This window comes from Pseudomonas sp. WMBT8, assembly GCF_050916005.1.
Taxonomy (GTDB): Bacteria; Pseudomonadota; Gammaproteobacteria; order Pseudomonadales; family Pseudomonadaceae; genus Aquipseudomonas.
The window spans coordinates 2,293,345-2,317,414 of record NZ_CP188096.1 but is presented as its reverse complement, the minus strand read 5'-3'; the positions used below and the strand labels follow the sequence as shown (position 1 = coordinate 2,317,414).

At 61.7% G+C, this 24,070-nt stretch carries 22 protein-coding genes and 3 pseudogenes; 11 read left to right on the top strand and 14 right to left on the bottom strand.

Annotated features, from left to right (window positions below; all coding sequences use genetic code 11):
• Positions 1-38 precede the first annotated feature (38 nt).
• The 3 genes from hemB to ACO77H_RS10795 form a co-directional block, all read right to left on the bottom strand.
• Positions 39-1,013, bottom strand: a complete 975-nt coding sequence (gene hemB, locus ACO77H_RS10805; RefSeq protein ID WP_057959111.1) for a porphobilinogen synthase — start codon at positions 1,011-1,013, stop codon at positions 39-41.
• A 218-nt stretch (positions 1,014-1,231) separates the two neighbouring features.
• Positions 1,232-2,074, bottom strand: a complete 843-nt coding sequence (locus ACO77H_RS10800) for a PhzF family phenazine biosynthesis protein (protein ID WP_169956185.1) — start codon at positions 2,072-2,074, stop codon at positions 1,232-1,234.
• 3 nt (positions 2,075-2,077) lie between these two features.
• Positions 2,078-2,776, bottom strand: coding sequence for a glutathione S-transferase N-terminal domain-containing protein (locus ACO77H_RS10795; RefSeq protein WP_169956187.1), 699 nt, complete (start codon positions 2,774-2,776; stop codon positions 2,078-2,080).
• 255 nt (positions 2,777-3,031) lie between these two features.
• Here ACO77H_RS10795 and ACO77H_RS10790 point away from each other — a divergent pair, with 255 nt between their 5' ends.
• The gene (locus ACO77H_RS10790; RefSeq protein WP_169956188.1) at positions 3,032-3,733 is read left to right on the top strand and encodes a histidine phosphatase family protein; all 702 of its coding nucleotides are present in this window, start codon (positions 3,032-3,034) and stop codon (positions 3,731-3,733) included.
• A gap of 52 nt (positions 3,734-3,785) precedes the next feature.
• Positions 3,786-4,841, top strand: coding sequence for a permease (locus tag ACO77H_RS10785; protein ID WP_170057907.1), 1,056 nt, complete (start codon positions 3,786-3,788; stop codon positions 4,839-4,841).
• A 117-nt stretch (positions 4,842-4,958) separates the two neighbouring features.
• On the opposite strand, the gene mnmH is transcribed toward ACO77H_RS10785, so the two are convergent.
• The 4 genes from mnmH to ACO77H_RS10765 form a co-directional block, all read right to left on the bottom strand.
• Positions 4,959-6,059 carry a tRNA 2-selenouridine(34) synthase MnmH gene (gene mnmH, locus ACO77H_RS10780; RefSeq protein WP_432755430.1) on the bottom strand — a complete coding sequence of 367 codons (1,101 nt, stop codon included), beginning with the start codon at positions 6,057-6,059 and terminating at the stop codon, positions 4,959-4,961.
• Entirely contained in the window at positions 6,059-7,093 is a 1,035-nt protein-coding gene (gene selD, locus ACO77H_RS10775; RefSeq protein WP_170043177.1) for a selenide, water dikinase SelD, read from the bottom strand. The genes mnmH and selD overlap by 1 nt, the downstream gene beginning before the upstream one ends.
• Positions 7,094-7,187: 94 nt before the next feature.
• On the bottom strand, positions 7,188-7,937 hold the full coding sequence (locus tag ACO77H_RS10770; RefSeq protein ID WP_057726241.1) for a TerC family protein: 750 nt from the start codon (positions 7,935-7,937) through the stop codon (positions 7,188-7,190).
• Between the two features lie 29 nt (positions 7,938-7,966).
• The gene (locus ACO77H_RS10765) at positions 7,967-8,218 is read right to left on the bottom strand and encodes a hypothetical protein (protein ID WP_170043178.1); all 252 of its coding nucleotides are present in this window, start codon (positions 8,216-8,218) and stop codon (positions 7,967-7,969) included.
• Positions 8,219-8,366: 148 nt separating this feature from the next.
• Here ACO77H_RS10765 and nhaR point away from each other — a divergent pair, with 148 nt between their 5' ends.
• Positions 8,367-9,272, top strand: a complete 906-nt coding sequence (gene nhaR, locus ACO77H_RS10760; protein WP_169956198.1) for a transcriptional activator NhaR — start codon at positions 8,367-8,369, stop codon at positions 9,270-9,272.
• On the opposite strand, the gene ACO77H_RS10755 is transcribed toward nhaR, so the two are convergent.
• Positions 9,269-10,423, bottom strand: a complete 1,155-nt coding sequence (locus tag ACO77H_RS10755; RefSeq protein WP_170043180.1) for an MFS transporter — start codon at positions 10,421-10,423, stop codon at positions 9,269-9,271. The two genes, nhaR and ACO77H_RS10755, sit on opposite strands and share 4 nt — an antisense overlap.
• A 209-nt stretch (positions 10,424-10,632) precedes the next feature.
• Between ACO77H_RS10755 and sstT the strand changes: the two genes are divergently transcribed.
• Entirely contained in the window at positions 10,633-11,856 is a 1,224-nt protein-coding gene (sstT, locus tag ACO77H_RS10750; RefSeq protein ID WP_169956202.1) for a serine/threonine transporter SstT, read from the top strand.
• Between the two features lie 174 nt (positions 11,857-12,030).
• On the opposite strand, the gene ACO77H_RS10745 is transcribed toward sstT, so the two are convergent.
• Positions 12,031-12,540: a DUF1993 domain-containing protein gene (locus ACO77H_RS10745; protein WP_432755429.1), complete on the bottom strand. Its 510-nt coding sequence runs from the start codon at positions 12,538-12,540 to the stop codon at positions 12,031-12,033.
• 115 nt (positions 12,541-12,655) lie between these two features.
• On the opposite strand from ACO77H_RS10745, the gene ACO77H_RS10740 reads away from it, so the two are divergent.
• Positions 12,656-13,306, top strand: a complete 651-nt coding sequence (locus tag ACO77H_RS10740; protein ID WP_169956206.1) for a YceH family protein — start codon at positions 12,656-12,658, stop codon at positions 13,304-13,306.
• A gap of 131 nt (positions 13,307-13,437) precedes the next feature.
• Here ACO77H_RS10740 and ACO77H_RS10735 read toward each other — a convergent pair whose 3' ends face one another.
• Entirely contained in the window at positions 13,438-14,256 is an 819-nt protein-coding gene (locus ACO77H_RS10735) for a shikimate 5-dehydrogenase (protein ID WP_170057903.1), read from the bottom strand.
• A 164-nt stretch (positions 14,257-14,420) separates the two neighbouring features.
• Here ACO77H_RS10735 and ACO77H_RS10730 point away from each other — a divergent pair, with 164 nt between their 5' ends.
• The 3 genes from ACO77H_RS10730 to ACO77H_RS10720 all read left to right on the top strand — a co-directional run bounded on the left by ACO77H_RS10730 (position 14,421) and on the right by ACO77H_RS10720 (position 15,483).
• The gene (locus tag ACO77H_RS10730; protein WP_169956210.1) at positions 14,421-14,768 is read left to right on the top strand and encodes a hypothetical protein; all 348 of its coding nucleotides are present in this window, start codon (positions 14,421-14,423) and stop codon (positions 14,766-14,768) included.
• A gap of 231 nt (positions 14,769-14,999) precedes the next feature.
• Positions 15,000-15,194: a hypothetical protein gene (locus ACO77H_RS10725; RefSeq protein ID WP_029296627.1), complete on the top strand. Its 195-nt coding sequence runs from the start codon at positions 15,000-15,002 to the stop codon at positions 15,192-15,194.
• Positions 15,195-15,303: 109 nt separating this feature from the next.
• The gene (locus tag ACO77H_RS10720; RefSeq protein ID WP_169956212.1) at positions 15,304-15,483 is read left to right on the top strand and encodes a hypothetical protein; all 180 of its coding nucleotides are present in this window, start codon (positions 15,304-15,306) and stop codon (positions 15,481-15,483) included.
• Here ACO77H_RS10720 and ACO77H_RS10715 read toward each other — a convergent pair.
• Complete coding sequence (locus tag ACO77H_RS10715; protein WP_169956214.1) at positions 15,480-16,547, bottom strand: AI-2E family transporter; 1,068 nt, start codon at positions 16,545-16,547, stop codon at positions 15,480-15,482. The two genes, ACO77H_RS10720 and ACO77H_RS10715, sit on opposite strands and share 4 nt — an antisense overlap.
• Positions 16,548-16,709: 162 nt before the next feature.
• Between ACO77H_RS10715 and yegQ the strand changes: the two genes are divergently transcribed.
• Positions 16,710-18,029, top strand: a complete 1,320-nt coding sequence (yegQ, locus tag ACO77H_RS10710; RefSeq protein ID WP_432755428.1) for a tRNA 5-hydroxyuridine modification protein YegQ — start codon at positions 16,710-16,712, stop codon at positions 18,027-18,029.
• 558 nt (positions 18,030-18,587) lie between these two features.
• Here yegQ and ACO77H_RS10705 read toward each other — a convergent pair.
• The 3 genes and pseudogenes from ACO77H_RS10705 to ACO77H_RS10695 form a co-directional block, all read right to left on the bottom strand.
• Positions 18,588-19,178, bottom strand: a pseudogene (locus ACO77H_RS10705) (methyl-accepting chemotaxis protein); the annotation flags it as partial.
• Positions 19,179-19,493: 315 nt separating this feature from the next.
• Positions 19,494-20,267, bottom strand: a pseudogene (locus ACO77H_RS10700) (cache domain-containing protein); the annotation flags it as partial.
• 91 nt (positions 20,268-20,358) lie between these two features.
• On the bottom strand, positions 20,359-21,678 hold the full coding sequence (locus ACO77H_RS10695; protein WP_166647879.1) for a Na+/H+ antiporter family protein: 1,320 nt from the start codon (positions 21,676-21,678) through the stop codon (positions 20,359-20,361).
• Positions 21,679-21,844: 166 nt separating this feature from the next.
• On the opposite strand from ACO77H_RS10695, the pseudogene ACO77H_RS10690 reads away from it, so the two are divergent.
• A pseudogene (locus ACO77H_RS10690) lies at positions 21,845-23,158 on the top strand (chemotaxis protein); the annotation flags it as partial.
• A gap of 150 nt (positions 23,159-23,308) precedes the next feature.
• Positions 23,309-24,064, top strand: a complete 756-nt coding sequence (locus ACO77H_RS10685; RefSeq protein WP_407073444.1) for a methyl-accepting chemotaxis protein — start codon at positions 23,309-23,311, stop codon at positions 24,062-24,064.
• The last annotated feature ends 6 nt before the right edge of the window (positions 24,065-24,070 follow it).

The window sequence follows — 24,070 nt, the reverse complement described above, 5'->3', positions numbered from 1 at the left end:
TCCTCAAGCCGGCCCCCACAGTACGGCATGCGCCGGGATCAGATACCGGCGAGCGCCAGGTCCATCGCAAAGTAGGTAAAAATCAGGTCCGCACCGGCACGCTTGATCGAACCCAGGGTTTCGCGCACCACACGGGCTTCGTCGATGGCACCGGCCTGGGCACCGAACTTGATCATCGCGTATTCGCCGCTGACCTGGTACGCCGCTACTGGCAAGCGCGAGGCTTCGCGGATGTCACGGATGATGTCCAGGTACGCACCGGCCGGCTTGACCATCAGCGAGTCGGCCCCTTCCTGCTCATCCAGCAAGGATTCGCGCACGGCTTCGCGGCGGTTCATCGGGTTCATCTGGTAGCTTTTGCGGTCGCCCTTCAGTGCACTGCCGCCTGCCTCGCGGAACGGGCCATACAGGGCCGAAGCGAATTTGGTGGAGTACGCCATGATCGGGATATGGCTGAACCCGGCCGCGTCCAGGGCCCGGCGAATGGCCTGGACCTGGCCGTCCATCGCGGCCGACGGCGCGATCACATCGGCACCGGCACGGGCTGCCGCCACCGCTTGCTTGCCCAGGTTGGCCAGGGTGCGGTCGTTGTCCACTTCATTGCCGTGCATCACGCCGCAATGGCCGTGGTCGGTGTATTCGCAGAAGCAGGTGTCGGACATCACGATCATTTCCGGCACTGCGTCCTTGCAGATCGCCGACATGCGCGACACCAGCCCACGCTCGTTCCAGGTATCGCTACCGCTGGCGTCCAGGTGATGGGACACGCCGAATGTCATGACCGACTTGATCCCGGCGCGGGCAAAACGCTCGATTTCACTGGCCAGTTTCGATTCGGGGATGCGCATCACACCGGGCATGCTGGTAATCGGCACGAAGTCGTCGATTTCTTCTTCGACGAAGATCGGCAATACCAGGTCATTGAGGGTGAATTCGGTTTCCTGGAACAGGCTGCGCAGCTCGGGGGAACGGCGCAGGCGGCGGGAACGGGCTTCGGGGAACTGACTGGACATGGGTTTTCCTACAATTTCCTACAAAAAACGCCAGGGCAAGTGGCAAGGCCGCTAGCTTAAAGGCGAAAGCTTATGCCTGGATTGACCGAGAGCACAAATACGGCGGCCATAACGGTGTTTTGCCGTTCACGTAACAATGCGCCCAGGCGGAACAAGCAGCAGCAACGAGTGACCTGCAGCGACCGGGCTGGCCCGTTCCCCACAGGTGCTTTTCGGCGTTACAGGGTCAGGCTGCCTTCGATACACACCGAGACGGCGCCGCCGATCCAGATCTCATCGCCCTGCTGCTGCACCCGGATACGCCCGGCGCGGCCAATGGCCGTGCCCTGGCTGACCACATACTGGCTGGGGGCCAGGCCCGCACTCAGCAGCCATTGCGCGACGCCCGCATTCAGGCTGCCGGTGGCCGGGTCCTCGGGTGCACCGTCACCGGCAATAAACGCACGCACTTCGAACTGCGCATCGACGTCATCGCGTGTCGGATCGCACGGGGCAACCACGCCCACCGCCAGCCCGAGCAGTTTTGAATAGTCCGGCTGCAAGTCCAGCACTGCCTGGCGATCCGGCAACATCAACGCCAGCCAGCCGGCGCCGTTATCGACCCATTGGCTGCGCACAATCGCTTCAGGCTCAAGGTTAAGCGCCAGGCGTACACGCTCCAGCAGCACGGCATCCAACGGCCCTGAGCGCAGCAACGGCGGCGCGATAAACGCCAGCTCCTCGCCCTGGCGACGGATGCGCACCAGGCCAATCTCGCACTCCTGGATGATTTCGCTGCCCCGGGGCACGCCACCGGCTTGCAGCCACGCCTGGCAACTGCCCAGGGTTGGGTGACCGGCGAACGGCAGCTCCTGCACGGTGGTAAAAATACGCACCCGGTAATCCGCACGCGGGTCGCGCGGTTGCAGCAGGAACGTGGTTTCGCTGAGGTTGGTCCACTTGGCGAAGTCGGCCATCTGCTGGTCGCTGAGGCTATCGGCGCCCAGCACCACTGCCAGTGGGTTGCCCTTGAGGGCCACGCTGCTGAATACGTCCAGTTGCTTGAAATCGAAAGTCGGCATGGGTCAGCTCGGAATATTCAGGCCACGGATCACCGCCGGCCGGGCGACAAAGCCATCCAGCGCGCGCAGCACATTGGGGAAGTCACTGATGCCCACCAGATCGCCCGACTCATAGAAGCCAATCAGGTTGCGGATCCAGGGAAAGGTCGCGATATCGGCGATGGTGTACTCATCGCCCATGATCCAGCTGCGGCCCAGCAGGCGTTTTTCCAGGACGCCCAGCAGGCGCCGGGCTTCAGCCGCGTAGCGATCACGAGGGCGCTTGTCTTCGTAGGCCTTGCCGGCAAATTTATTGAAGAAGCCAACCTGGCCGAACATCGGCCCGATCCCGGCCATCTGGAACATCAGCCATTGCAGGGTTTCGTAGCGCGCGGCAGGTGCCTGGGGCAGCAGTTGCGCGGTTTTCTCCGCCAGGTAGATCAGGATCGCCCCCGACTCGAACAACGCCAGCGGTTCACCGCCCGGGCCGTTGGGGTCGATGATCGCCGGGATCTTGTTGTTGGGGTTCAGGGACAGGAACTCCGGCGAGAGCTGGTCCTGGGTGTCGAAGCTGACTTTGTGCGCCTCATACGCCAGGCCCACCTCTTCGAGCATGATCGAGACCTTGACCCCATTGGGCGTCGGCAACGAGTACAGCTGCAGGCGCTCGGGGTGCTGGGCTGGCCATTTGGTAATAATCGGAAACGCTGCAGCTGAAATCATCGATATACCCCAAGGTGAGAAAAACCCATGATAGCCATCCGGCGGCACGCTTGCATCGGTCTTCAATTCGCAACATCCGCTGGCTAATCTCCTGTACCAAGCGAACCAAAACGCCCTGACGTACTCTTAGAAGCGCTTGAACGGTTGAATGGAGGCATACCGCCATATCTGTCACGGAAAACCGCACGATGCTTGGAGCGTCGCTGTGGCTGGGCCTTCCAGCCTTGATCCGACGCACTGAAGACTCGAACCCTAATGACTATCAAGCCTTTGTGCATTGGCAAACGTTTTAGAAAATGTGCTTATTTCCTGGTGCCGACACTGTTTGTCGGTGGCGCCTTGATGCTGGCCTTTGAAGCCCGCGAAAGCAGCGCCGAGCCGAAGAACGGCGTGCAGACCCTGGTGTTCCTGCGCCATGGCGAGAAGCCCGTGGGCGGCCTGGGCCAACTCAATTGCCAGGGCCTCAACCGCGCGATGAACCTGGCCACCGTATTGCCAGAAAAATTCGGCGCCGCCGATTTTGTATTCGCGGCCAACCCGACGCGCAATGTCGAGGAAGGCGAGTTCGACAATTCCTACAGCTACATTCGCCCATTGATGACCATCAGCCCCAGCGCGATCAAACTCGGGCTGCCGGTGAACATCGAGTTTTCGGCCAACGACACCAGCGATCTGGCTGACGAGTTGATGGAGGACAAGTACCACAACTCCACCATCTATACCGCCTGGTCCCACGGCTACCTGCCGGAATTGATCAACAAGGTCGCGAGCGAAGCGGTCGGCGAGAAGTACACCATCACCGAAGACTGGTCCGGCGGCGACTTCGACACCTTGTACGTGTTGACCCTGACCTGGCAGAACGGCAAGGCCAGCCTGCTCAGCCGCAACTACAAGCAAGGGCTGGATAACGGCTTGCAGACCTGCCCGGATGCGACACACGCAGGCGCCGACACCTGACACCGGGACCGCGTATGATGCGTCGCTATCGACTTATCTGCGGATCTTGACCATGTCTAACCTCACCTCTGCCAGCCCTGTACGCGGCTGGTCCTTCTGGTGGAAGCCGGCGCTGTTCCTGTTGGTGGCCTGCGTCGGCCTGTATTACGTGAAGTGGTCACCCTACTACTTCAAGGCGTTCGTCGCGGCGGACAGCCACAGCATCGGCAACTCGATCCTCAATGACCAGCAAGGCTCGCCATTGGCGGCGGCCCTGGCCTATGCCCAGGTGTATTTCCTGGCGATCTGGAAAGCCGCCGTGCTGGCGGTAATTCTCGGCTCGTTGCTGCAAGTATTGATTCCACGGGACTGGCTGTTGCGCCTGTTCGGCCGCGCCGGGCTAGGCTCCACGGTGCGTGGCGGGCTGTTCGCCCTGCCGGGCATGATGTGCAGTTGCTGCGCCGCGCCGGTGGCCGCCGGGATGCGTCGCCAGCAAGTATCGGTGGGCGCGGCCCTGGCGTTCTGGATGGCCAACCCAGTGCTCAACCCCGCGACCCTGGTGTTCATGGGCTTTGTGCTGGGCTGGGATTTTGCCGCGCTGCGGCTGGTGGCCGGGGTCGTACTGGTGATCGGCGTCGCCCTGATCGCCCAACGTATCGCCCGCCCCGAGCAGGTGCCACAGGTGGCGCTGGAGGCCGTGGCCGACGTCAGCGGCGCCGAGACCCAACCCTTCCTCAGCCGCTGGCTGCGCACCTTGTGGCAGTTGTTCTGGAGCACCATCCCGATCTACATCCTCGCGGTGTTGCTGTTGGGCGCGGCGCGGGTGTGGTTGTTTCCCCATGTGGACGGGGCGATGGCCGACAGCCTGCTGTGGCTGGTGCCGCTGGCGATTGTCGGCACCCTGTTTGTGATTCCGACTGCCGCCGAAATCCCGATCGTACAGACCATGATGGCCCTGGGGCTCGGCACCGGGCCCGCAGTGGCACTGCTGATGACCCTGCCGAGCGTGAGCCTGCCGTCGCTGTTGATGCTGCGCAAGGATTTCGACACGCGGGTGCTGGTGACGGTGGCCGGGTTGACCATGCTGATGGGCGTGGTGTGTGGGTTGGTGGCGGTGGTCGTCCTGTAGGGAGGGGTTGACTGTCAGGGCCTTATCGCAGGCAAGCCAGCTCCCACATTTGGAACTGTGAATACATTCAAAATGTAGGAGCTGGCTTGCCTGCGATGAGGCCCGAAAACCAGCCAATCACCCGCGCCGGGCACCACGCTCGCGAAGATACTCCAGCACCGCCCCCCGCTCCCCGGCAAACTCGATCCGCGCGCCCTTCTTCTCACGCTGGAACGCGTACATCGGGTCGTAGTATTCACGCAGCCCGACAATCCAGCCGCGGTGCAAATCCACGTTCCCCGAGCGGGCCTGCTCGGCCAGGGCGTCCTGCATCAGCCCGTGCAAGCGCTGGTAGCGTTCGCCGCCCAGGCGCTTGTGGATATTGGCCAGGCTCTGCACCAGACGCTCGGCGAACAGGCTGAAGCCCGCTTCGCCAAACTCGGCCTCGAACTGCGCGCACAGGTCGATCACATAGTCGCGCAAGACCCGCTCGACGCGGTTTTCCAGGCTTTCTTCCAGCCATACCATCGGGTACGCCTGCATGCCCCGGTGCAGGTTCAGCGGCAAGGCGCAGCTGCCGATCATGCGGCTTTCATCTTCAAGCACAAACTGCTCGATCCCTTGCGCACGTTTTTTCAACACGTCCACCGCCAGGCGGTTTTCAAAGTCGATATTCGATGGCTGGCCCGTGGCGCGCTTGCCAAAGCTGGAGCCCCGGTGATTGGCATGACCCTCCAGGTCCAGGCCATTGCGCAACTGATGGAGCACCTCGGTCTTACCACTGCCCGTCAGGCCACCCAGCAGGACAAAGTCACACTGCTCGACCGCCTGCTCCACAGTCTCCAGCAAGAAGGTACGCATGGCCTTGTAGCCACCGCCGACCCGGGGATAGTCGATCCCCGCTTCGTCCTTGAGCACCTTCTGCACCAAGTGCGAACGCAAGCCGCCACGGAAGCAATACAGGTAACCGTCAGGGTTGGCCTGGGCAAACGCGGTCCAGCGCGCCAATCGCTCCTGCAAAATTGCGCCGCTGACCAGTTGGTGCCCCAGCACAATCGCCGCCTGCTGCCCCTGCTGCTTATAACAAGTGCCCACCCGCTGGCGTTCGTCGTCGTTCATCAACGGCAGGTTGACCACGCCGGGGAACGCGCCCTTGACGAATTCGACCGGTGCGCGGGTGTCCATCATCGGCCGGCCGTTGAGAAAGATATCGCGGTAATCGGTAATGTCGATGGGCATCAAGACACCTCTACCGCGTTGCTCTGTCGCTCAACCAACTGGCCAATCGGCGCCAGGTTCAAGCCCAGTTCGGCAGCTGCCGCCAGAAACTCGGCTTCGCCCTCGGGCGTGACCGCCACCAGCAGCCCGCCACTGGTTTGCGGGTCGCACAGCACGCGCTTGTGCAATTCATTGATACGGCCCAACTGGCTGGCGTAGCTGTCGAAATTGCGCAGGGTGCCACCGGGCACACAGCCCTGGTCCAGGTAGTACTCCACCCCCGGCAGGCGTGGGACTTTTTCGTATTCGATAAGGGCAGTCAAACCACTGCCGTCAGCCATTTCCACCAGGTGCCCGAGCAGGCCGAAACCGGTCACGTCGGTCATGGCGCTGACCCCGGCCAGCTTGCCGAAGCGGCTGCCGGGCTTGTTGAGGGTGCACATCCAGTCCCGCGCCAGGCCGATATCCGCCTGCCGCAGCTTGCCCTTCTTCTCGGCGGTGGTAAGGATGCCGATGCCCAGGGGTTTGGTCAGGTACAAACGGCAGCCAGCGGTGGCGGTGTCGTTGCGCTTCATATGGCGTTTGTGCACCAGCCCGGTGACGGCTAGGCCGAAGATCGGCTCCGGGGCGTCGATGGAATGGCCACCGGCCAGGGGGATGCCCGCTGCGTCGCACACCGCGCGGCCACCGCGAATCACTTCGCGGGCGATTTCCGGGGCCAGCACGTTGACTGGCCAGCCGAGAATCGCGATAGCCATCAACGGATCGCCGCCCATGGCGTAGATATCGCTGATGGCGTTGGTGGCGGCTATGCGCCCGAAATCGAAGGGGTCGTCGACGATCGGCATGAAAAAGTCAGTGGTGGACACCACCCCGCGCTCGTCGTCGATGGCGTACACCGCCGCGTCGTCCCGCGAGGCATTGCCCACCCAGAGCTTGGGGTCGAGGTTCTGCGCACCGCTGCCGGCGAGGATCACTTCCAGCACCTGCGGCGAAATCTTGCAGCCACATCCGGCACCGTGGCTGTACTGGGTCAGGCGAATCGGCTCGTTCATGGTGGACCTCAAGCAATCAAGTGCGGGGATTCTAACAGACAGCAAAAAGCCGGCTGGGCTCATGTGAGCGCAGCCGGCCTTTGGGTTCCAGCGGTTACTGGCGGGCAGCGAGCAAACGCTTGTGGCGATTGCGCCGCGCGATGTTCAGGCACTCGATGGCAGCCGAGAAAGCCATGGCCGCATACACGTAGCCTTTAGGCACATGGGCACCGAAGCCTTCGGCGATCAAGGTCATGCCGATCATGATCAAGAAGCCCAGGGCCAGCATGACCACAGTCGGGTTGTCGTTGATGAACTTGGCCAGGGGTTCAGCCGCCACCAGCATCACGATCACCGAGGTCACCACGGCAATGATCATGATCGGCAAATGCTCGGTCATGCCAACGGCGGTGATGATGCTGTCGATGGAGAACACCAGGTCGAGCAACAGGATCTGCCCGATGGCCGCGGCAAAGCCGATCGCCACGGTATTGCCGACGCTGGCCTTCTCTTCGGGCTCCGGGTCCATGCTGTGGTGGATCTCGGTCGTCGCCTTCCACACCAGGAACAGGCCACCGGCGATCAGGATCATGTCCTTCCACGAAAACGCCTGGCCGAACACTTCAAACACCGGCGCCGTCAGTTGCACGATAAACGCGATGGTGCTCAACAGGCCCAGGCGCAGTATCAGCGCCATGCTGATGCCGATGCGCCGTGCCTTGGCCCGGTGTTGCTCCGGCAGCTTGTTGGTGAGGATCGAGATGAAGATCAGGTTGTCGATCCCCAGCACGATTTCCATGACGATCAGCGTCGCCAGGGCCACCCAGGCGGTGGGGCTGGCGGCCAACTGTAAAAGGTAATCCATAGGTCAGTCCTGACTGGGTGTACGGGAAATTAAGCTTCTTTGGAATCTGGCTCAGGCTTGGAATCCTGCTCTTGCTCGTCTTCCTTGGGGGCAATCAAACCCTGGGTCGCTTCGCTCAACGCCTGTTCGGCGGCTTTATGGGTGTCATCAATGGCCTGCTTGGCCGCTTCGCTGGCTTTGCCCAGCACCTGCTGGGTGCTCTTCTCGACCTGGTCGCAACCACTGAGCACCACTAATGAAAGCGCAAGCAACGACGCCGCGCCCAGGGAATTGAATTTCATGATGTATTCCTCGTTAGAACCGTTGGACCCAAGCATTGGGCCCGCGATAGCGAGGCATTCTAAGGAAGCGAACACTTCAGGAAAATTCGTATTTTTTTCGCTTATACTTCGGTTTACACGAAGTAACACTCTGCAACCGAGGCGCCTGATGCTCAATTACCGACAACTGCACTACTTCTGGGTAGTCGCCAAGACCGGCAGCATCGTGCGTGCCTGCGAGCAACTGAACCTCACGCCGCAGACCATCAGCGGGCAAATCAGCCTGTTGGAGCAGACATTTGGTATCGCACTGTTTCAACGAGTCGGCCGCCAACTGGAGCTGACCGAGGCTGGGCGCCAGGCCCTGCCCTATGCCGAGCAGATGTTCCAGACCGGCAATGAGCTGGAAGCGATGTTGCGCGCCCAGCCCAATGAACAGCAGATTGTGTTTCGCGTTGGCGTGGCGGACGTGGTGCCCAAGTCCATCGTCTATCGCCTGATCGCGCCGACCATGGAGTTGAGCGAGCCACTGCGCATTACCTGCCGTGAAGACAAACTCGAACGCCTGCTGGCCGACCTGGCGATCCAGCGTCTGGACCTGGTGATCTCCGACAGCCCGATGCCGACGCACCTGGACATCAAGGGCTACAGCCAGAAGCTTGGGGAATGCGGCATCAGTTTCTTCGCCACCCAGGCGTTGGCGGACCTGCACGGTGGTGATTTCCCACAGTGCCTGCACGGTGCGCCACTATTGATTCCCGGTGCCGAAACCGTAGTGCGCAGCCGTTTGCAGCGCTGGTTCGCCGAGCAGCAGATCCGCCCGAAAATCATCGGTGAGTTCGACGACAGCGCCTTGATGCAGGCCTTCGGCCAGTCCGGCAGCGGGATTTTCATTGCCCCCAGCGTGATTGCCGAGGAAGTGCTGCGCCAATACGGCGTGGCATTGATTGGCCAGACGGACGCGGTCACCGAGTCGTTCTATGCCATCTCGGTGGAACGCAAGGTCAAGCACCCCGGCATCGTGGCGATTACCGAAGGTGCTCGCCGCGAACTGTTTACCGCGTTGCCCGCCTAGGCGCAGGCGACCCGGGTCTTGGCGGTCATCAGCCACAGGGCCAGGAGAATCGACAGCAGGATAAAACCCGACGCGGCGAACCCCAGGCTGCCCAGGCCCAAGGTGTCGATCACCCGCCCGCCGACCATCGCGCCCAGGCCAATGCCCAGGTTGGCCCCGGCAATGTTCAAGGACGCGGCAAATGCCGGCGCATGGGGCGCCGCCTTCATCAAGCGCACATGGCTGACCAAAAACAGCGCCGCCTGGGTCACGCCCCAGATCCCCATGGCCGCAGCCAGGCCGAGGGTGGAGTGGATCGCCGGTACCAGCGCCACCATGCCGGCAATCATAAAGCCGCAGAACACCATGGAGGCGATCAGCGGATGCTTGTCGACCATGCGTCCGCCCAGGGAATTGCCGATCAGCCCCACGGCGCCAAAGCCCATCAGGCACCAGCCCACCAGCGTGCCATCGAAGCCGGCCAGGCGCTCGAGAATGTCGGCCAGGTAGGTATAGGCAGTGAACATGCCGCTAAATACCAGGATCGACAGCAGTACGTGGCCCTGCATCAACGGGTTGCGCAGGATCTTGAACTGCGAACGCAGGGTCACCGCGTCCTTCTTCACTGTGGTCGCCGGCAGGTAAATCAACAGCAGCAATGCCTTGAGCACCGCCACCCCGGCGAGAATGCCGAAGGCGCTGCGCCAGCCGAACATATCGGAGATCAGCGTACCCACCGGGATGCCGAAGACCGTGGCGCAGACGATGCCGAAGCCGATCTTGGCAATCGCCCGGCCAGCGTAGTCCGGCCCGACGATGTCCACCGCCGTCTCGCTGGCCAGGGCCCAGAACACCGGCAATCCGAGGGCCGGAATCAGGCGGGCCACGGCCATTACCCAGATATTCGGCGCCAGTGCCGCGAGGGTGTTGGCCGCGCCGAACATCAACAGAATGCTGATAAACAGGCGCTTGCGCTCAAAGCGTGCGAAATACGCGGTGAGGAACGGCCCAAACGCGGCTACGGTGAAGGCAAACAGGGTCACCAGCAGACCAGCCTGGGACACGCTCACATCCAAATCACGGGCGATGGAGGGCAACAGGCCCACGATGACAAATTCGGTGGTCAACACCGTAAAACCGGCTGCGGACAGCAGCAGGATGGGCAACAACATGCACAACTCCAGAAACGGCGACGCCAGCGCTGACCCAAGGGCCCGCTGACATAGAGATAAGAAGAGGATGGCGAATCTTAACAGAATGTGACCGGACCACACACGGCCTTGGCGACTGAATGCCGCAGCAAACGGGATGTTTCCTACAGCATGTTAGACTTCGCGCCCTGCATAGCGCTGCACACATTAAAAAAACTAGAGACACTATTATGACTGCTGCTCCTTCGCTGCTTCAACGCCTGCTGCGCGTCAGCCTGGTGACCCAAATTGTCATCGGCCTGGTTGCTGGCATCTTGCTAGCCCTGCTGTCGCCCAGTGCTGCCCTGTCCACCGCGTTCATCGGCAAGGTATTTGTCTCGGCGCTCAAGGCCGTGGCGCCCATCCTGGTGTTTGTGCTGGTGATGGCCTCGATTGCCAACCACAAGCATGGCCAGGAAACCCATATCCGGCCGATTCTGTTCCTGTACCTGCTGGGTACCTTTTCGGCGGCGGTGGTCGCGGTGATTGCCAGTACCCTGTTCCCGTCGAGCCTGGTGCTCAGCACCCATGACGTGGCCATCAGCGCTCCCGGCGGGATCGGCGAAGTGATGCAGAGCCTGTTGCTCAGCGTGGTGGACAACCCCGTCAGCGCTTTGATGAACGCCAACTTTATCGGGATCCTGGCGTGGGCCATCGGCATGGGCATCGCGATCCGTCATGCCGGGGAAACCACCCGTACCGTGCTGGACGACCTGTCCAACGGCGTCACGCTGATCGTGCGCGTGGTGATTCGCTTCGCACCGCTGGGGATTTTCGGCCTGGTGGCCTCGACCCTGGCCGCTTCTGGCTTCGATGCGCTGCTCGGTTATGCGCACCTGTTGCTGGTGCTGATCGGCTGCATGCTGTTCGTGGCCCTGGTGGTCAACCCGGCGATCGTGTTCTGGAAATTGCGTCGCAACCCCTACCCGCTGGTGCTGCTGTGCCTGCGTGAAAGCGGGATCACCGCCTTCTTCACCCGCAGCTCCGCGGCCAACATCCCGGTCAACCTGGCGTTGAGTGAGCGCCTGGGCCTGCACGAAGACACCTATTCGGTATCGATCCCGTTGGGTGCGACCATCAACATGGCCGGCGCCGCCATCACCATCACCGTGCTGACCCTGGCCGCCGTGCATACCCTGGGCATCGCGGTCGACCTGCCGACCGCCGTGCTGCTCAGCGTGGTGGCGGCGATCTGTGCCTGTGGCGCGTCGGGTGTGGCCGGGGGTTCGCTGTTGCTGATTCCACTGGCGTGCAGCCTGTTCGGCATTCCGAGTGAAATCGCCATGCAAGTGGTGGCCGTGGGCTTCATTATCGGGGTGTTGCAGGATTCGGCGGAAACCGCGCTGAATTCGTCTACCGACGTGCTATTCACCGCAGCGGCGTGCCTGGGCCACGAAGACAAGAACCCGGCCTGACACAACCCGGCAAGCAAGTAGGAGCTGGCTTGTCGGATCGCCGCATCGCTGCGATAGCATCACCTCGGTCTATCAGTGATACCGAGGTGATGCTATCGCAGCGATGCGGCGATCCGACAAGCCAGCTCCCACACAAGCCCGCTCCCACATCTGTTTTGCAGTGTTACTCAGGGTTTAGAACGCGCCCATGTAGTCACGCTTGCCCACTTCCACACCGTTATGACGCAGCAACGCGTAGGCGGTGGTGACGTGGAAGAAGAACTGCGGCAGACCATAGGTCAGCAGGTAGGACTGGCCGCTGAAGCGCTTCTCTTTAGGGGTGCCTGGGCGGGTGACGATCTCGATGCCTTCCTTGCCGTCGATCTGCGCCGGGGTAATGGTGTCGATGAAGGCCAGGACCTTGGCGATCAGCGCTTGCAGGTCGGCGAAGGTGACTTCGGTGTCTTCGTATTTCGGCACTTCAATCTCGGCCAGGCGCGCGGAAACACCCTTGGCAAAATCCACGGCGATCTGCACCTGGCGTACCAGCGGGAACATGTCCGGGAACAGACGCGCCTGCAGCAAGGCGTTCGGGTCGATGTTCTTGGCAGTGGCGTGGGCCTCGGCCTTGTTCAGCACATCGCCCAGGGCGTTGAGCATTTGCTTGAAGACCGGAAGGGAAGCGGCGTACAGGGAAATAGTCATGACAGTCTCGACAGTGGTGACAGGGTTTGAACAGCCGCGATTATAGACATGAGCGCTGCTTGTCTTTTATTTTTTCGGGATTAGGCTAGTGGGCTCACTGCATAGGGAAAGCGCGATGACCGCCGAGCACGACACCACCTCCTCCGAGCCGCGCCTCAACAGCACGGAAATCCGCGTTCTGGGCTGCCTGATCGAGAAGCAGGCCACCAACCCGGAAACCTACCCGCTGACCCTCAATGCCCTGGTCCTGGCCTGCAACCAGAAAACCAGCCGCGAACCGGTGATGAACCTCAGCCAGGGCCAAGTCGGCCAGAGCCTGCGCGCCCTGGAAGGCCGTGGCTTTACCAAACTGGTGATGGGCAGTCGCGCCGACCGCTGGGAACACCGCGTAGACAAGGCCCTGGAACTGGTGCCGGCGCAGGTGATTCTGACTGGCCTGCTGTTCCTGCGCGGCCCGCAGACGGTCAACGAATTGCTGACCCGCAGCGGGCGCATGCATGACTTTGAAGATGCCGAGCAGGTGGTGCACCAACTGGAACGCCTGATCGCTCGCGATCTGGCGGTGCTGGTGCCCAAGCAGGCCGGCCAGCGCGAAGACCGCTACACCCACTCCCTGGGCGACCCGGCGGATATCGAGGCGATCCTGGCCGCCCGTGGCAGCCCGGTGGAGCGCAGCAGCGCTGGCAGCGGGGTTCCTCTGGAACGCATCGAAGAGCTCGAAGCACGGATTGCGGCGCTGGAAGAGCGCCTGTCGCGGCTCGAATAAACGTCCCCCCTTATGGGAGCGGGCTTGTGTGGGAGCGGGCTTGCTCGCGAAAGCAGTGGGTCAGTCAGCATCAATGTTTGCTGGGCCGACGTCTTCGCGAGCAAGCCCGCTCCCACATGGGCCGGCGGTGTTTACTGGCGGGCGAAATTCACCGCCTTCTGGAACTGTTCGTCGGTCGGCCGGATGCCGGTGTACAGCACGAACTGCTCCAGGGCCTGGATCGCAATCACTTCCAGGCCGGTAATTACCCGCTTGCCCTGGGCCCTTCCCCGCACGATCAGCGGTGTTTCGGCGGGGATCGCCACTACATCGAACACCGTGTCGGCCGCATCAATCGCGTCGGCCTCGAATGCCAGGTCCTGCGCCTGGGCGCCGCCGGTCATGCCGATCGGCGTCACGTTGACCAGCATCTGCGGGCGCGCCTTGCCCAATGTCGCCTGCCACTCATACCCCAGGTTGTGCGCCAGGGCCCGGCCCGCCGTTTCATTGCGCGCAACGATCAGCCCATTGGCATAGCCACCATCACGCAAGGCGCTGGCCACGGCCTTGGCCATGCCGCCGCTGCCGTGCAGGGCGAAGGTCGAGTCCTTGGGCACCGCGTGCTTTTGCAGGAGTTGCTCGATGGCGATGTAGTCGGTGTTGTAGGCCTTGAGGTGCCCGGCGGTGTTGACGATGGTGTTGATCGAGGCGATGGCGCGAGCCGAGTCGTCGAGTTCGTCCACTAACTCGATACAGGCCTCCTTGAACGGCATCGACACCCCGCAGCCACGGATACCCAAGGCCCGGATGCCGGCCACGGCGCCGTTCAGGTCTTGGCTGCTGAAGGCCTTGTAGTAGAAGTTCAGCCCCAACTGCTCATACAAATGGTTATGAAATCGCAGGCCGAAATTGCCTGGCCGGGCCGACAACGACATGCACAGCTGGGTATCCTTGTTAGGGTTCATCAGCATCAGTAACGCCTCTTCAAGTAAGCAAATCGGTACAGACCTTACACAACCTTTACCTAGTGGTAGTGCTGTTTTCCTGAAATACGTTGTCTTAAAAGTATCCCCGCGACAATCCTTGAGTCTATTGATTGCAGACCACAAGCGCAGGGGCCAACCGAGGAAAGACCATGATTCGTAAAATCCCCAGGATCGCCTTGCTGATCGGGGCACTCGCTGTAGCCGGCCAAGCCTGCGCCCATGGTGGCGGTTGGGGTGGCCCGGCCGTATTGGGTGCGGTTGTCGGCGCAGCCGTAGTGGGCTCAGTGATCGCCAGCCATGATCGGCCGGTATATGTGCAGCAACAACCGGTGTATTACCAACCGCAGCCGGTGTATGCCGCCCCGCCACCGGTCTATTACCAGCCGGCGCCGGTGTATGTACAGCAGCCGGTGTATTACCGCCCGGCGCCGGTGTATTACGGGCCACCACGCGGTTATTACGGCCCGCCCCGCGGCTATTACGGGCGCGGCTGGTAAGCCCAGCAGAAAAAGCCTCGCCCTCCAGGCGGGGCTTTTTTATGGGCTGCCAGGTCTGAATAAATCTCGCCAAGGTCGCTATCGAGACAACGCCGACTGTTAAATCCGACATTATTAAGGCCAAAGTGCACTTGCCCAACCGGGGGGCGCGCTGTCATGTTTGTGTCACGCGGCACTCTCACTATCGAAACTGTCCCCCATAACAGGTCATAACAACAAGGACGACCCACCATGCCCACACAAAACCCGCACCGTACCGCCGGCCTCTGCACTTCGAGCAAGGTCTACAGCGCCTTGACCGAACTCAAGCACCTGGAGGGCCATCGCAGCGCCAAGTTTCTCTCGCTGCTGGCAGAAAACCTGGTCCACAAGGGCCTGCTCAATGAACAGGAAGTGCTGCACATGCTGGACCAGGTGGTTGACTGAACCCCTGCCGGCGCAGTCTCGATCACAGTGATGTTGACTATCGAGCAGGGTGATTTTCCCTCGTCGCCTGGCCGCCGTAAGGTGACCTCCATCAGCAATGGAGGTAGATATGCCCACTATCCAGATCATGTCCGTCATCGGCAGTGCCGTCCCCGGCCCCCTGCGGGAACTGGGTTTGCTCGCCTGCTGGTACCTGGTACGCGACGGTGAAGCCATCAGCGGCCCACTGACTTCACTACCCGATGCCCAAGCCCTGTCACGCAAGATGGCCCATTGCTTCTCAGCCTAGGGCAATGGCAGCCGCACCCGCGGTTTGGTCTCGACAAACAGCGCCCAACTGGAGATAAACAGCGCGGCAATCAACGGCCCGATGACAAAGCCGTTGAGGCCGAAGATCGACAGGCCGCCCAGGGTCGAGATCAGGATCAGGTAATCCGGCATTTTGGTGTCCTTGCCTACCAGGATCGGGCGCAGCACGTTGTCCACCAGGCCGATCACAAACACCCCGAACAAGGCCAGCACCACCCCCTGCCAGATTGAACCGCTGAGCAGGAAATAAGCGGCCACCGGCCCCCAAACGATCCCCGCACCCACGGCCGGCAGCAAAGACAGAAACGCCATCAATACCGCCCAGAGCAACGCGCTGGGGATATCCAGGAACCAGAAGATCAGGCCGCCCAACGCGCCCTGGGTCACCGCCACCAGCACATTGCCCTTTACGGTCGCGCGCACCACGCGGTTGAACTTCAGTTGCAGGCGACGCTTCTGCGGCTCGGCCAGCGGCACCGCCGTGCGCACTTTGCGCACCAGGTCGGGGCCGTCGCGCAGCAGGAAGAACAGCAAGTACAGCATGATGAAAAAGCTCACCAGGAAATCAAAGGTGCCCTGGCCAAAGCTGAACGCCTGGCTGGCAAAGAACTGGCTGCCCTGCATCGCGCCCTTGACGATTTTCTCGCGCAGGCCTTCCAGGTTGCCCATGCCGAAGCGGTCCAGCAGGTGCTGGAAGTACGGCGGCAGGAAGTTCTTGAATTGTTCGATGTAGCCGGCCACATCCAATTTGCCGCTTTCGACGTTCTTGTACAGCGTCGCCCCCTCCTGCACCAGCAAGGCGCTGGTGATGATCACCGGCAAGATCGCGATCACCAGGCACACCATCAGGGTACACAACGACGTGAGGTTGCGGTTCCAGCCAAACTTGAGCTGCAGGCGGCGCTGCATGGGCGCAAAGATGATCCCCAGGATGACCGCCCAGAACACCGCGCCATAGAACGGCAACAGGATCCAGAAGAACGCGAGGGTCACGATGACCAGCAGCAACAGCAGGGTTTTGAATTGCAGATTCGTTTGGTTCATGTCCGATCCGTACCAGAAAAACGCCGGGCGCCCAGCGCGCCCTGTTGCTTAGTCCGCCGGGCGTCGCACGAGTGCCATCTTTATTTCTACAGCGTAGACCCAGATCAATAAGCGCCCGCCCCGGCTCGGCTACCCTGCCGCCCTTTTGCGACCCAAATCCCCATGCTCCCTGTCCTTGCCCCCGAATTGCTCGCCCCTGCCGGCACCCTGAAAAACATGCGCTACGCCTTTGCCTACGGTGCCGACGCGGTCTACGCCGGCCAGCCGCGCTACAGCTTGCGGGTGCGCAACAACGAGTTCGACCACGCCAACCTGGCCCTGGGCATCGCCGAGGCGCAGGCCCAGGGCAAGCGCTTTTATGTGGTGGTCAACATCGCGCCGCACAACGCCAAGCTCAAAACCTTTCTCAAGGACCTGGAACCGGTGATCACCATGGGCCCGGACGCGCTGATCATGTCCGACCCGGGCCTGATCATGCTGGTGCGCCGGCACTTCCCGCAGATGCCGATCCACCTGTCAGTACAGGCCAATACGGTGAACTGGGCCAGCGTCGAGTTCTGGCAGCAGCAAGGCATCTGCCGGATCATCCTGTCGCGGGAGCTGTCCCTGGAAGAAATCGCCGAGATCCGCCAGCACGTGCCGGCCATGGAGCTGGAAGTGTTTGTGCATGGCGCACTGTGCATGGCCTATTCCGGGCGCTGCCTGTTGTCGGGCTATATGAACAAGCGCGATGCCAACCAGGGCACCTGCACCAACGCCTGCCGCTGGAAATACCAGGCCACCCCGGCGGTCGAAAACACCGTGGGTGATATCGTCCAGCAGTATCAACCCGAGCCGACCCTGGGCCTTGGCGCGCCCACCGACCAGGTGTTTCTGCTGCAAGAGGCCAATCGCCCGGATGAGCAGATGCCGGCTTTCGAGGACGAGCACGGCACTTACATCATGAACGCCAAGGACCTGCGGGCGGTGCAGCACGTCGAGCGCCTGACGCAGATGGGCGTGCACTCGCTGAAGATCGAAGGCCGCACCAAATCCCACTTTTATGTGGCGCGCACCACCCAGGTGTACCGCCAGGCCATTGATGATGCAGTGGCCGGGCGCACGTTCGACCGGGGCTTGATGACCAACCTTGAGTCCCTGGCCCAGCGCGGCTACACCGAAGGCTTCCTGCGCCGCCATGTGCACGACGAGTACCAGAACTACCAGAACGGCAGCTCCGTCTCGGAACAACAGCAGTTTGTCGGGGAATTGACCGGCGAACGGCGCGGGGAACTGGCCGAGGTCAAGGTGAAGAACCGCTTTGCCGTGGGCAATCACCTGGAGTTGATGACCCCAGCGGGGAATTTCCACTTTGATTTGGGGATGATGCATAACGCCAAGGGCGAGGCGATCGAGGTGGCGCCGGGGGATGGGCATACGGTGTATGTGCCGGTGCCGTTGGAGATGGATATCGGGTTTGGGTTGTTGATGCGGGATGTGTAGCGGCTGTTAGGGCCTCATCGCGGGCAAGCCCGCTCCCACATTTTGAACTGTGAATACATTCAAATGTAGGAGCTGGCTTGCCTGCGATGGGGCCAGAACCAGCACCGCAATCGCCAGGTCAGATCCTGAACTGCCCCACCAACCCCCACATTTTGAACTGTGAATACATTCAAATGTAGGAGCTGGCTTGCCTGCGATGAGGCCAGCACCAGCACCGCAATCGCCAGGTCAGATCCTGAACTGCCCCACCAACTCCCCCATTTTGAACTGTGAATACATTCAAATGTAGGAGCTGGCTTGCCTGCGATGGGGCCAGCACCAGCCCCCCAATTACCAGGTCAGATCCTGAACTGCCCCACCAACCCCCACATTTTGAACTGTGAATACATTCAAATGTGGGAGCTGACTTGCCTGCGATGAGGCAAGAACCAGCACCCCAATTACCAGATCAGATCCTGAACTGCCCCACCAACTCCCCCATTTTGAACTGTGAATACATTCAAATGTAGGAGCTGGCTTGCCTGCGATGAGGCCAGAACCAGCACCCCAATTACCAGGTCAGATCCTGAACTGCCCCACCAACTGTCCCAACCGCTGCCCCAGTTCCGCCAGGCTGCGGGAGGTCTGCGCGCCCTGTTGGGTCTCGTCCGCCACGCTGTCCACCGCCACGGCAATCTGATGCACGCTGCGGTTGATCTCTTCGGCCACGGCGGTTTGCTCTTCAGCGGCGCTGGCGATCTGCGCGTTCATGGTGTTAATGGTGCCGATCAACTGCGCCATGGTATCGAGGGACGCCCCGGCTTCATTGGCCTGGGCCGAGGTGCCGTCGCCGGCATCGCTGGAGCGGCGCATGGATTCCACGGCCGCCTCGGTGCCTTTTTGCAGGCGGTCGATCATGCCCTGGATTTCCTGGGTACTTTGTTGAGTGCGGCTGGCCAGCGCGCGGACTTCATCGGCCACCACCGCAAACCCACGCCCGGCTTCACCGGCACGGGCCGCTTCAATGGCGGCGTTGAGGGCCAGCAGGTTGGTTTGCTCGGCAATCGAACGGATCACCCCAAGCACACTGACAATCGACGACACGTCCTGTTGCAGGCTGTCCAGGGACACGCCACTGCTGCGGATGTCATTCACCAGCGCATGAATCTGCGCGATGCTGCCATCCACCACGCGCTTGGCGGCCTGACCTTCGGCGTCGGTCTGCTGGGCCGCCACCGCCGCGCCCTGGGCACTGCGCGCCACTTCATGGGCGGCGGATGACATTTCATTGATCGCGGTTGCCACCTGGTCGGTTTCCTGGCGCTGGCGCTCCATGGCCTGCTCCGAACGATGGGCCTGCTCGGACACCTGGCTGACCAGGCCGGTCAGTTGCGAAGTCATGTCGGTGATCTGGCGCACCAGGCCGTGGATCTTGTCGACAAACCGGTTGAACGAGCCCGCCAGTTCACCCAGTTCGTCCTGGCTGGTGATTGCCAGGCGGCGCGTCAAGTCACCTTCACCGGCGGCGATGTCGTCGAGGTTGGCCTTCATCAGGTGCAAGGGACGCAAGATGGTATTGGCCAGCAGCATGCCCACTGCCGCGATCAGCAACAGCAGCACCGCCGCAATACCGATAATGCTCAACAACACCCCTTCCATACGCTCGTTGACCTTGGCTTCCACCTCGCTGACCAGGGCGTCAATACCGTCGAGGTTGACTGACGTACCAATCACCATGTCCCACTTGGGCAGGTATTCGGTGTAGCCGAGCTTGGGCACCAGTTCGGTTTGCCCCGGCTGGGTCGAGCTGTATTGCAGGTAGTGGCTGCCGTCCTTGCCGACCTTCACCAGGTCGCGGTTGACGTAGACACCGTTGGGGTCGCGGTTGTCCTTGAAGCTTTTGCCCACGCCGTCGGGGCTGTTGCCCTTGAACAGGCGGATGGTTTCGGAGTCGTAGCCAAAGAAATAACCGTCCTTGCCGTAGGTGGTGTTGGACAGCAACCTGACCACCTGCGCCCGCGCCTCTGTGTCGCCAGGGGCTGCGGCGTCGTACAGCGGCTTGATGGTGGTCATCGCCACCTCGACATAACTTTGCAGGGTGGCCTTGGCGTTATTGAGCAGGCGCTGGCGGGTTTCGGCCACCTCGGTGCGCGCCTGTTCCTTGAGAATCCACACCGTGGTCAGGCTGATGACCACCGCAAACAACAACACCGGCAATACGGCAAGGGACAGGACTTTGGCCTTCAGACTCAGACGCATGGATCTTCTCTCTTGTAGGGCAACGTTAAGAGGTTAACGGCCCGCAGAGAAAAAACTGTAGGAGCCGGCAAGCCAACTCCTACAGGGGGTGTTACAGGGTCATCGCGGCAAACCAGCCGAACACCAGCAACGGCAGGTTGTAGTGCAGGAAGGTCGGGACCACGGTGTCCCAGATATGGTGATGCTGGCCGTCAATGTTCAGACCCGAGGTCGGCCCCAGGGTGGAGTCCGACGCTGGAGAGCCGGCGTCGCCCAGGGCCCCGGCGGTGCCGACGATGCAGACGATGGCCAGCGGGCTGAACCCCAGTTGCACACACAGCGGCACAAAAATCGCCGCAAGGATCGGCACGGTGGAGAATGACGAGCCAATGCCCATGGTCACCAGCAGGCCCACCAGCAGCATCAACAGCGCCCCCACGCCACGGCTGTGGCCGATGAAGGCGGCGGAGGCCTGCACCAGCGTCTGTACCTGGCCGGTAGCCTTGAGCACTTCGGCAAATCCGGAAGACGCGATCATGATGAAGCCAATCATCGCCATCATCTTCATGCCTTCGGTGAACAGGTCATCGGTGTCGCGCCAGCGCACGATGCCCGATACCGAGAAGATCAGGAAACCCGCCAGGGCGCCGATGATCATCGAGTCCAGCCACAACTGGATAATAAAGGCCGAGGCAATGGCCAGCCCGGCCACCAGCAGGGTCAGCGGGTTGTATTGCACCGCCACTTGCTCGACCCGCTCGATCTTCTCCAGGTCATAGACGCGCTTTTTGCGGTAGCTGATAAACACCGCCACCAGCAGGCCGAACACCATGCCCAGCGCCGGGATGCCCATGGCATGGGTGACATTGACCTGGCTGATATCCACCCCGCTCTTGGCAACGTTGGCCAGCAGGATCTGGTTGAGGAAGATGTTGCCGAAGCCCACCGGCAGGAACATGTACGGGGTGATCAGGCCGAAGGTCATGACGCAGGCGATCAGGCGCCGGTCAATCTGCAACTTGGTCAGCACATACAGCAGCGGTGGCACCAGCAACGGGATAAAGGCGATATGGATCGGCAGGATGTTCTGCGAGGCAATCGCCACCGCCCCCAGCAGGCAGATCAGCAGCCATTTGACATGACTGCCGCCGGTAGCCTCCTGGCGGTCCACCAGCAGCAGGGCCTTGTCCGCCAGGGCGTGGGCCAGGCCGGACTTGGCAATCGCCACGGCGAAAGCACCGAGCAACGCGTAGGACAGCGCCACTGTGGCACCGCCGCCCAGGCCGCTGTTGAACGCGCTGAGCGTCGCGTCGATCCCCAGGCCGCCGGTCAAGCCGCCGACCAGCGCGCCGACGATGATCGCGATGACCACATGCACGCGGGACAGGCTGAGCACGAGCATGGTACCGACCGCGGCGATTACTGCGTTAATCATGGTTACCTCAAGACAGAAACATAAAAACAACACGCGCCGGCGCCCTGGCCAGATGGCGACCACGACACACGCAGAAAGGGAGTTTTATTAGAGGGCGCGCACTTTGCAGCAGCCGGCGCGTCATGTCAAAGCGCGACGTCGCAAACAGAATTCAATTGATCGTATGAATAAAGAAAAAAACCACGCGGCCGATACAACGGATCATCTCTGTCGTAACGAAAGGTTAAGGATCTCCATGTCGCTCAGGCAGCTGTCCATTCAATGGAAAATCACCCTCCTCGCCGGCCTTTGTCTGTTGGGGATCGTGACCCTGCTGGTGGGTCTGTCGCTGTATCGGATGGACCAGAGCTCACAAAGGGTCCAGACCTCCAGTACGCAGATGCTCAATGTCGCGGCCCAATCGCGCATCGAAGCCCAGGGTGAAGTCCAGGCCCTGGGCATCCGCCAGCAATTTATGGACGCCTATCAGTACGGCCATGGTTTTTCGCGCCAGGTGTTGTTTTTGCGCGAGCAGGCCGAGAAGCGCTTCCTCGATGCCTTCGACCTGCGTGAGGACCTGACCCGCCAGGTCAAGGCTGCCCTGCAAGCCAACCCGGACCTGCTGGGCCTGTCCCTGGTCTTTGAAGCCAATGCCCTGGATGGCAAGGATGAGCTGTTCGCCGGCCAGGCGGAGCTGGGCAGCAATGAAAAGGGACGCTTTGCCCTGTACTGGTCGCAGCCGACACCCGGCACGCTGACCTCGATGGCGCTGCCGGAAAGCGATATGTCCGACACCAGCGTCGGCCCCAGCGGCGAAAAGGCCAACACCTGGTTCACCTGCCCGCGCAGCACGCTCAAGCCGTGTGTGATCGAGCCGTACTTCTATGTGATCGACGGGCACAACGTATTGCTGACCAGCATCGTGTTCCCGCTCATGGTCAATGGCAAAGTCATCGCCTCGCTGTCGGTGGACATCAACCTCAACAGCCTGCAGGCCGTCAGCCAGAACGCCAGCCGCAAACTGTATGACGGCCAGACCAACGTCAGCATCATCAGCCCGGTGGGTTTGCTCGCCGGCTACAGCCCGGATGCCAGCAAGCTCAGCCAGCGCCTGGACAGTGTGGATACCGCCAGCGGCGCGCAACTGATCAGCGCCATGGCCAGCAGTACCCAGACCTACAGCCTGCGTACCGATCATCAACTCAAGGTCCTGGCCCCCTTCCAGCCCATTCCCAATGGCAAGTCCTGGGGCGTGTTGCTGGATGTGCCGGAACAAGTCCTGATCGGCCCCGCGCAAGCCCTCAAGGCCGAGCTGGATGCCGACAACACCAAAGGCACCCTGCTGGAACTGGGCCTGGGCCTGCTCGCCGCCATCGTCGGCTTGCTGTTGGTGTGGCTGATGGCCCGCAGCGTGACCCGGCCGATCCTCGGCGTGGCTCGTATGCTGGAGGATATCGCCAGTGGCGAAGGCGACCTGACCCGGCGCCTGGCCTACGACAAGCGCGATGAGCTGGGCGAGTTGGCCAGTTGGTTCAACCGCTTCCTCGACAAACTGCAACCGATCATTGCCGAGGTCAAACGCTCGGTACAGGACGCGCGCAGCACCGCCGACCAATCGGCGGCAATTGCCAGCCAGACCAGCGCCGGCATGGACCAGCAGTACCGCCAGGTGGATCAGGTGGCCACCGCCTCCCACGAAATGAGCGCCACCGCCCAGGATGTCGCGCGCAGCGCAGCCCAGGCAGCACAAGCCGCCCGCGATGCCGACCAGGCCACCCGCGAAGGCCTGACCGTGATCGACCGCACCACCACCAGCATCGGCCACCTCGCCGCCGACATGAGTACGGCGATGGCCCAGGTCGAAGGCCTGGCGGCCAATAGCGAGCAGATCGGTTCAGTGCTGGAAGTGATCCGCGCGATTGCCGAACAGACCAACCTGTTGGCGCTCAACGCCGCCATCGAAGCCGCCCGCGCCGGTGAGGCCGGGCGCGGTTTTGCGGTGGTGGCAGACGAAGTGCGCAACCTCGCGCGGCGCACCCAGGAGTCGGTGGAAGAAACCCGCCAAGTGATCGAACAGTTGCAAAACGGCACCCAGGAAGTGGTGAGTTCCATGAACAACAGCCACCGCCAGGCCCAGGGCAGTGTCGAGCAGGTGGGCCAGGCCGTCACGGCATTGCGCCAGATCGGCGACGCCGTGACTGTGATCAGCGACATGAACCTGCAGATCGCCAGCGCCGCCGAACAGCAAAGCGCGGTGGCCGAGGAGATCAACAGCAACGTGGCGACGATTCGCGACGTGACCGAATCGCTGTCGGAACAAGCCAATGAATCGGCGCGGGTCAGCCAGACGCTGAACAGCCTGGCCAATCAGCAACAGGGCTTGATGGACCAGTTCCGAGTCTGATGGCGC

What these genes read in the sequence shown, in the direction of transcription:
- yegQ (WP_432755428.1), top strand. Translation starts at nt 16,710, where the DNA reads ATGCTCCCTGTCCTTGCCCCCGAATTGCTCGCCCCTGCCGGCACCCTG.
- sstT (WP_169956202.1), top strand. Translation starts at nt 10,633, where the DNA reads ATGACTGCTGCTCCTTCGCTGCTTCAACGCCTGCTGCGCGTCAGCCTG.
- ACO77H_RS10745 (WP_432755429.1), bottom strand. Translation starts at nt 12,540, where the DNA reads ATGACTATTTCCCTGTACGCCGCTTCCCTTCCGGTCTTCAAGCAAATG.
- ACO77H_RS10740 (WP_169956206.1), top strand. Translation starts at nt 12,656, where the DNA reads ATGACCGCCGAGCACGACACCACCTCCTCCGAGCCGCGCCTCAACAGC.
- ACO77H_RS10715 (WP_169956214.1), bottom strand. Translation starts at nt 16,547, where the DNA reads ATGAACCAAACGAATCTGCAATTCAAAACCCTGCTGTTGCTGCTGGTC.
- hemB (WP_057959111.1), bottom strand. Translation starts at nt 1,013, where the DNA reads ATGTCCAGTCAGTTCCCCGAAGCCCGTTCCCGCCGCCTGCGCCGTTCC.
- ACO77H_RS10790 (WP_169956188.1), top strand. Translation starts at nt 3,032, where the DNA reads ATGACTATCAAGCCTTTGTGCATTGGCAAACGTTTTAGAAAATGTGCT.
- ACO77H_RS10795 (WP_169956187.1), bottom strand. Translation starts at nt 2,776, where the DNA reads ATGATTTCAGCTGCAGCGTTTCCGATTATTACCAAATGGCCAGCCCAG.
- ACO77H_RS10730 (WP_169956210.1), top strand. Translation starts at nt 14,421, where the DNA reads ATGATTCGTAAAATCCCCAGGATCGCCTTGCTGATCGGGGCACTCGCT.
- ACO77H_RS10765 (WP_170043178.1), bottom strand. Translation starts at nt 8,218, where the DNA reads ATGAAATTCAATTCCCTGGGCGCGGCGTCGTTGCTTGCGCTTTCATTA.
- ACO77H_RS10770 (WP_057726241.1), bottom strand. Translation starts at nt 7,937, where the DNA reads ATGGATTACCTTTTACAGTTGGCCGCCAGCCCCACCGCCTGGGTGGCC.
- ACO77H_RS10785 (WP_170057907.1), top strand. Translation starts at nt 3,786, where the DNA reads ATGTCTAACCTCACCTCTGCCAGCCCTGTACGCGGCTGGTCCTTCTGG.
- nhaR (WP_169956198.1), top strand. Translation starts at nt 8,367, where the DNA reads ATGCTCAATTACCGACAACTGCACTACTTCTGGGTAGTCGCCAAGACC.
- ACO77H_RS10720 (WP_169956212.1), top strand. Translation starts at nt 15,304, where the DNA reads ATGCCCACTATCCAGATCATGTCCGTCATCGGCAGTGCCGTCCCCGGC.
- ACO77H_RS10685 (WP_407073444.1), top strand. Translation starts at nt 23,309, where the DNA reads ATGGACCAGCAGTACCGCCAGGTGGATCAGGTGGCCACCGCCTCCCAC.
- ACO77H_RS10725 (WP_029296627.1), top strand. Translation starts at nt 15,000, where the DNA reads ATGCCCACACAAAACCCGCACCGTACCGCCGGCCTCTGCACTTCGAGC.
- selD (WP_170043177.1), bottom strand. Translation starts at nt 7,093, where the DNA reads ATGAACGAGCCGATTCGCCTGACCCAGTACAGCCACGGTGCCGGATGT.
- ACO77H_RS10755 (WP_170043180.1), bottom strand. Translation starts at nt 10,423, where the DNA reads ATGTTGTTGCCCATCCTGCTGCTGTCCGCAGCCGGTTTTACGGTGTTG.
- ACO77H_RS10735 (WP_170057903.1), bottom strand. Translation starts at nt 14,256, where the DNA reads ATGCTGATGAACCCTAACAAGGATACCCAGCTGTGCATGTCGTTGTCG.
- mnmH (WP_432755430.1), bottom strand. Translation starts at nt 6,059, where the DNA reads ATGCCCATCGACATTACCGATTACCGCGATATCTTTCTCAACGGCCGG.
- ACO77H_RS10800 (WP_169956185.1), bottom strand. Translation starts at nt 2,074, where the DNA reads ATGCCGACTTTCGATTTCAAGCAACTGGACGTATTCAGCAGCGTGGCC.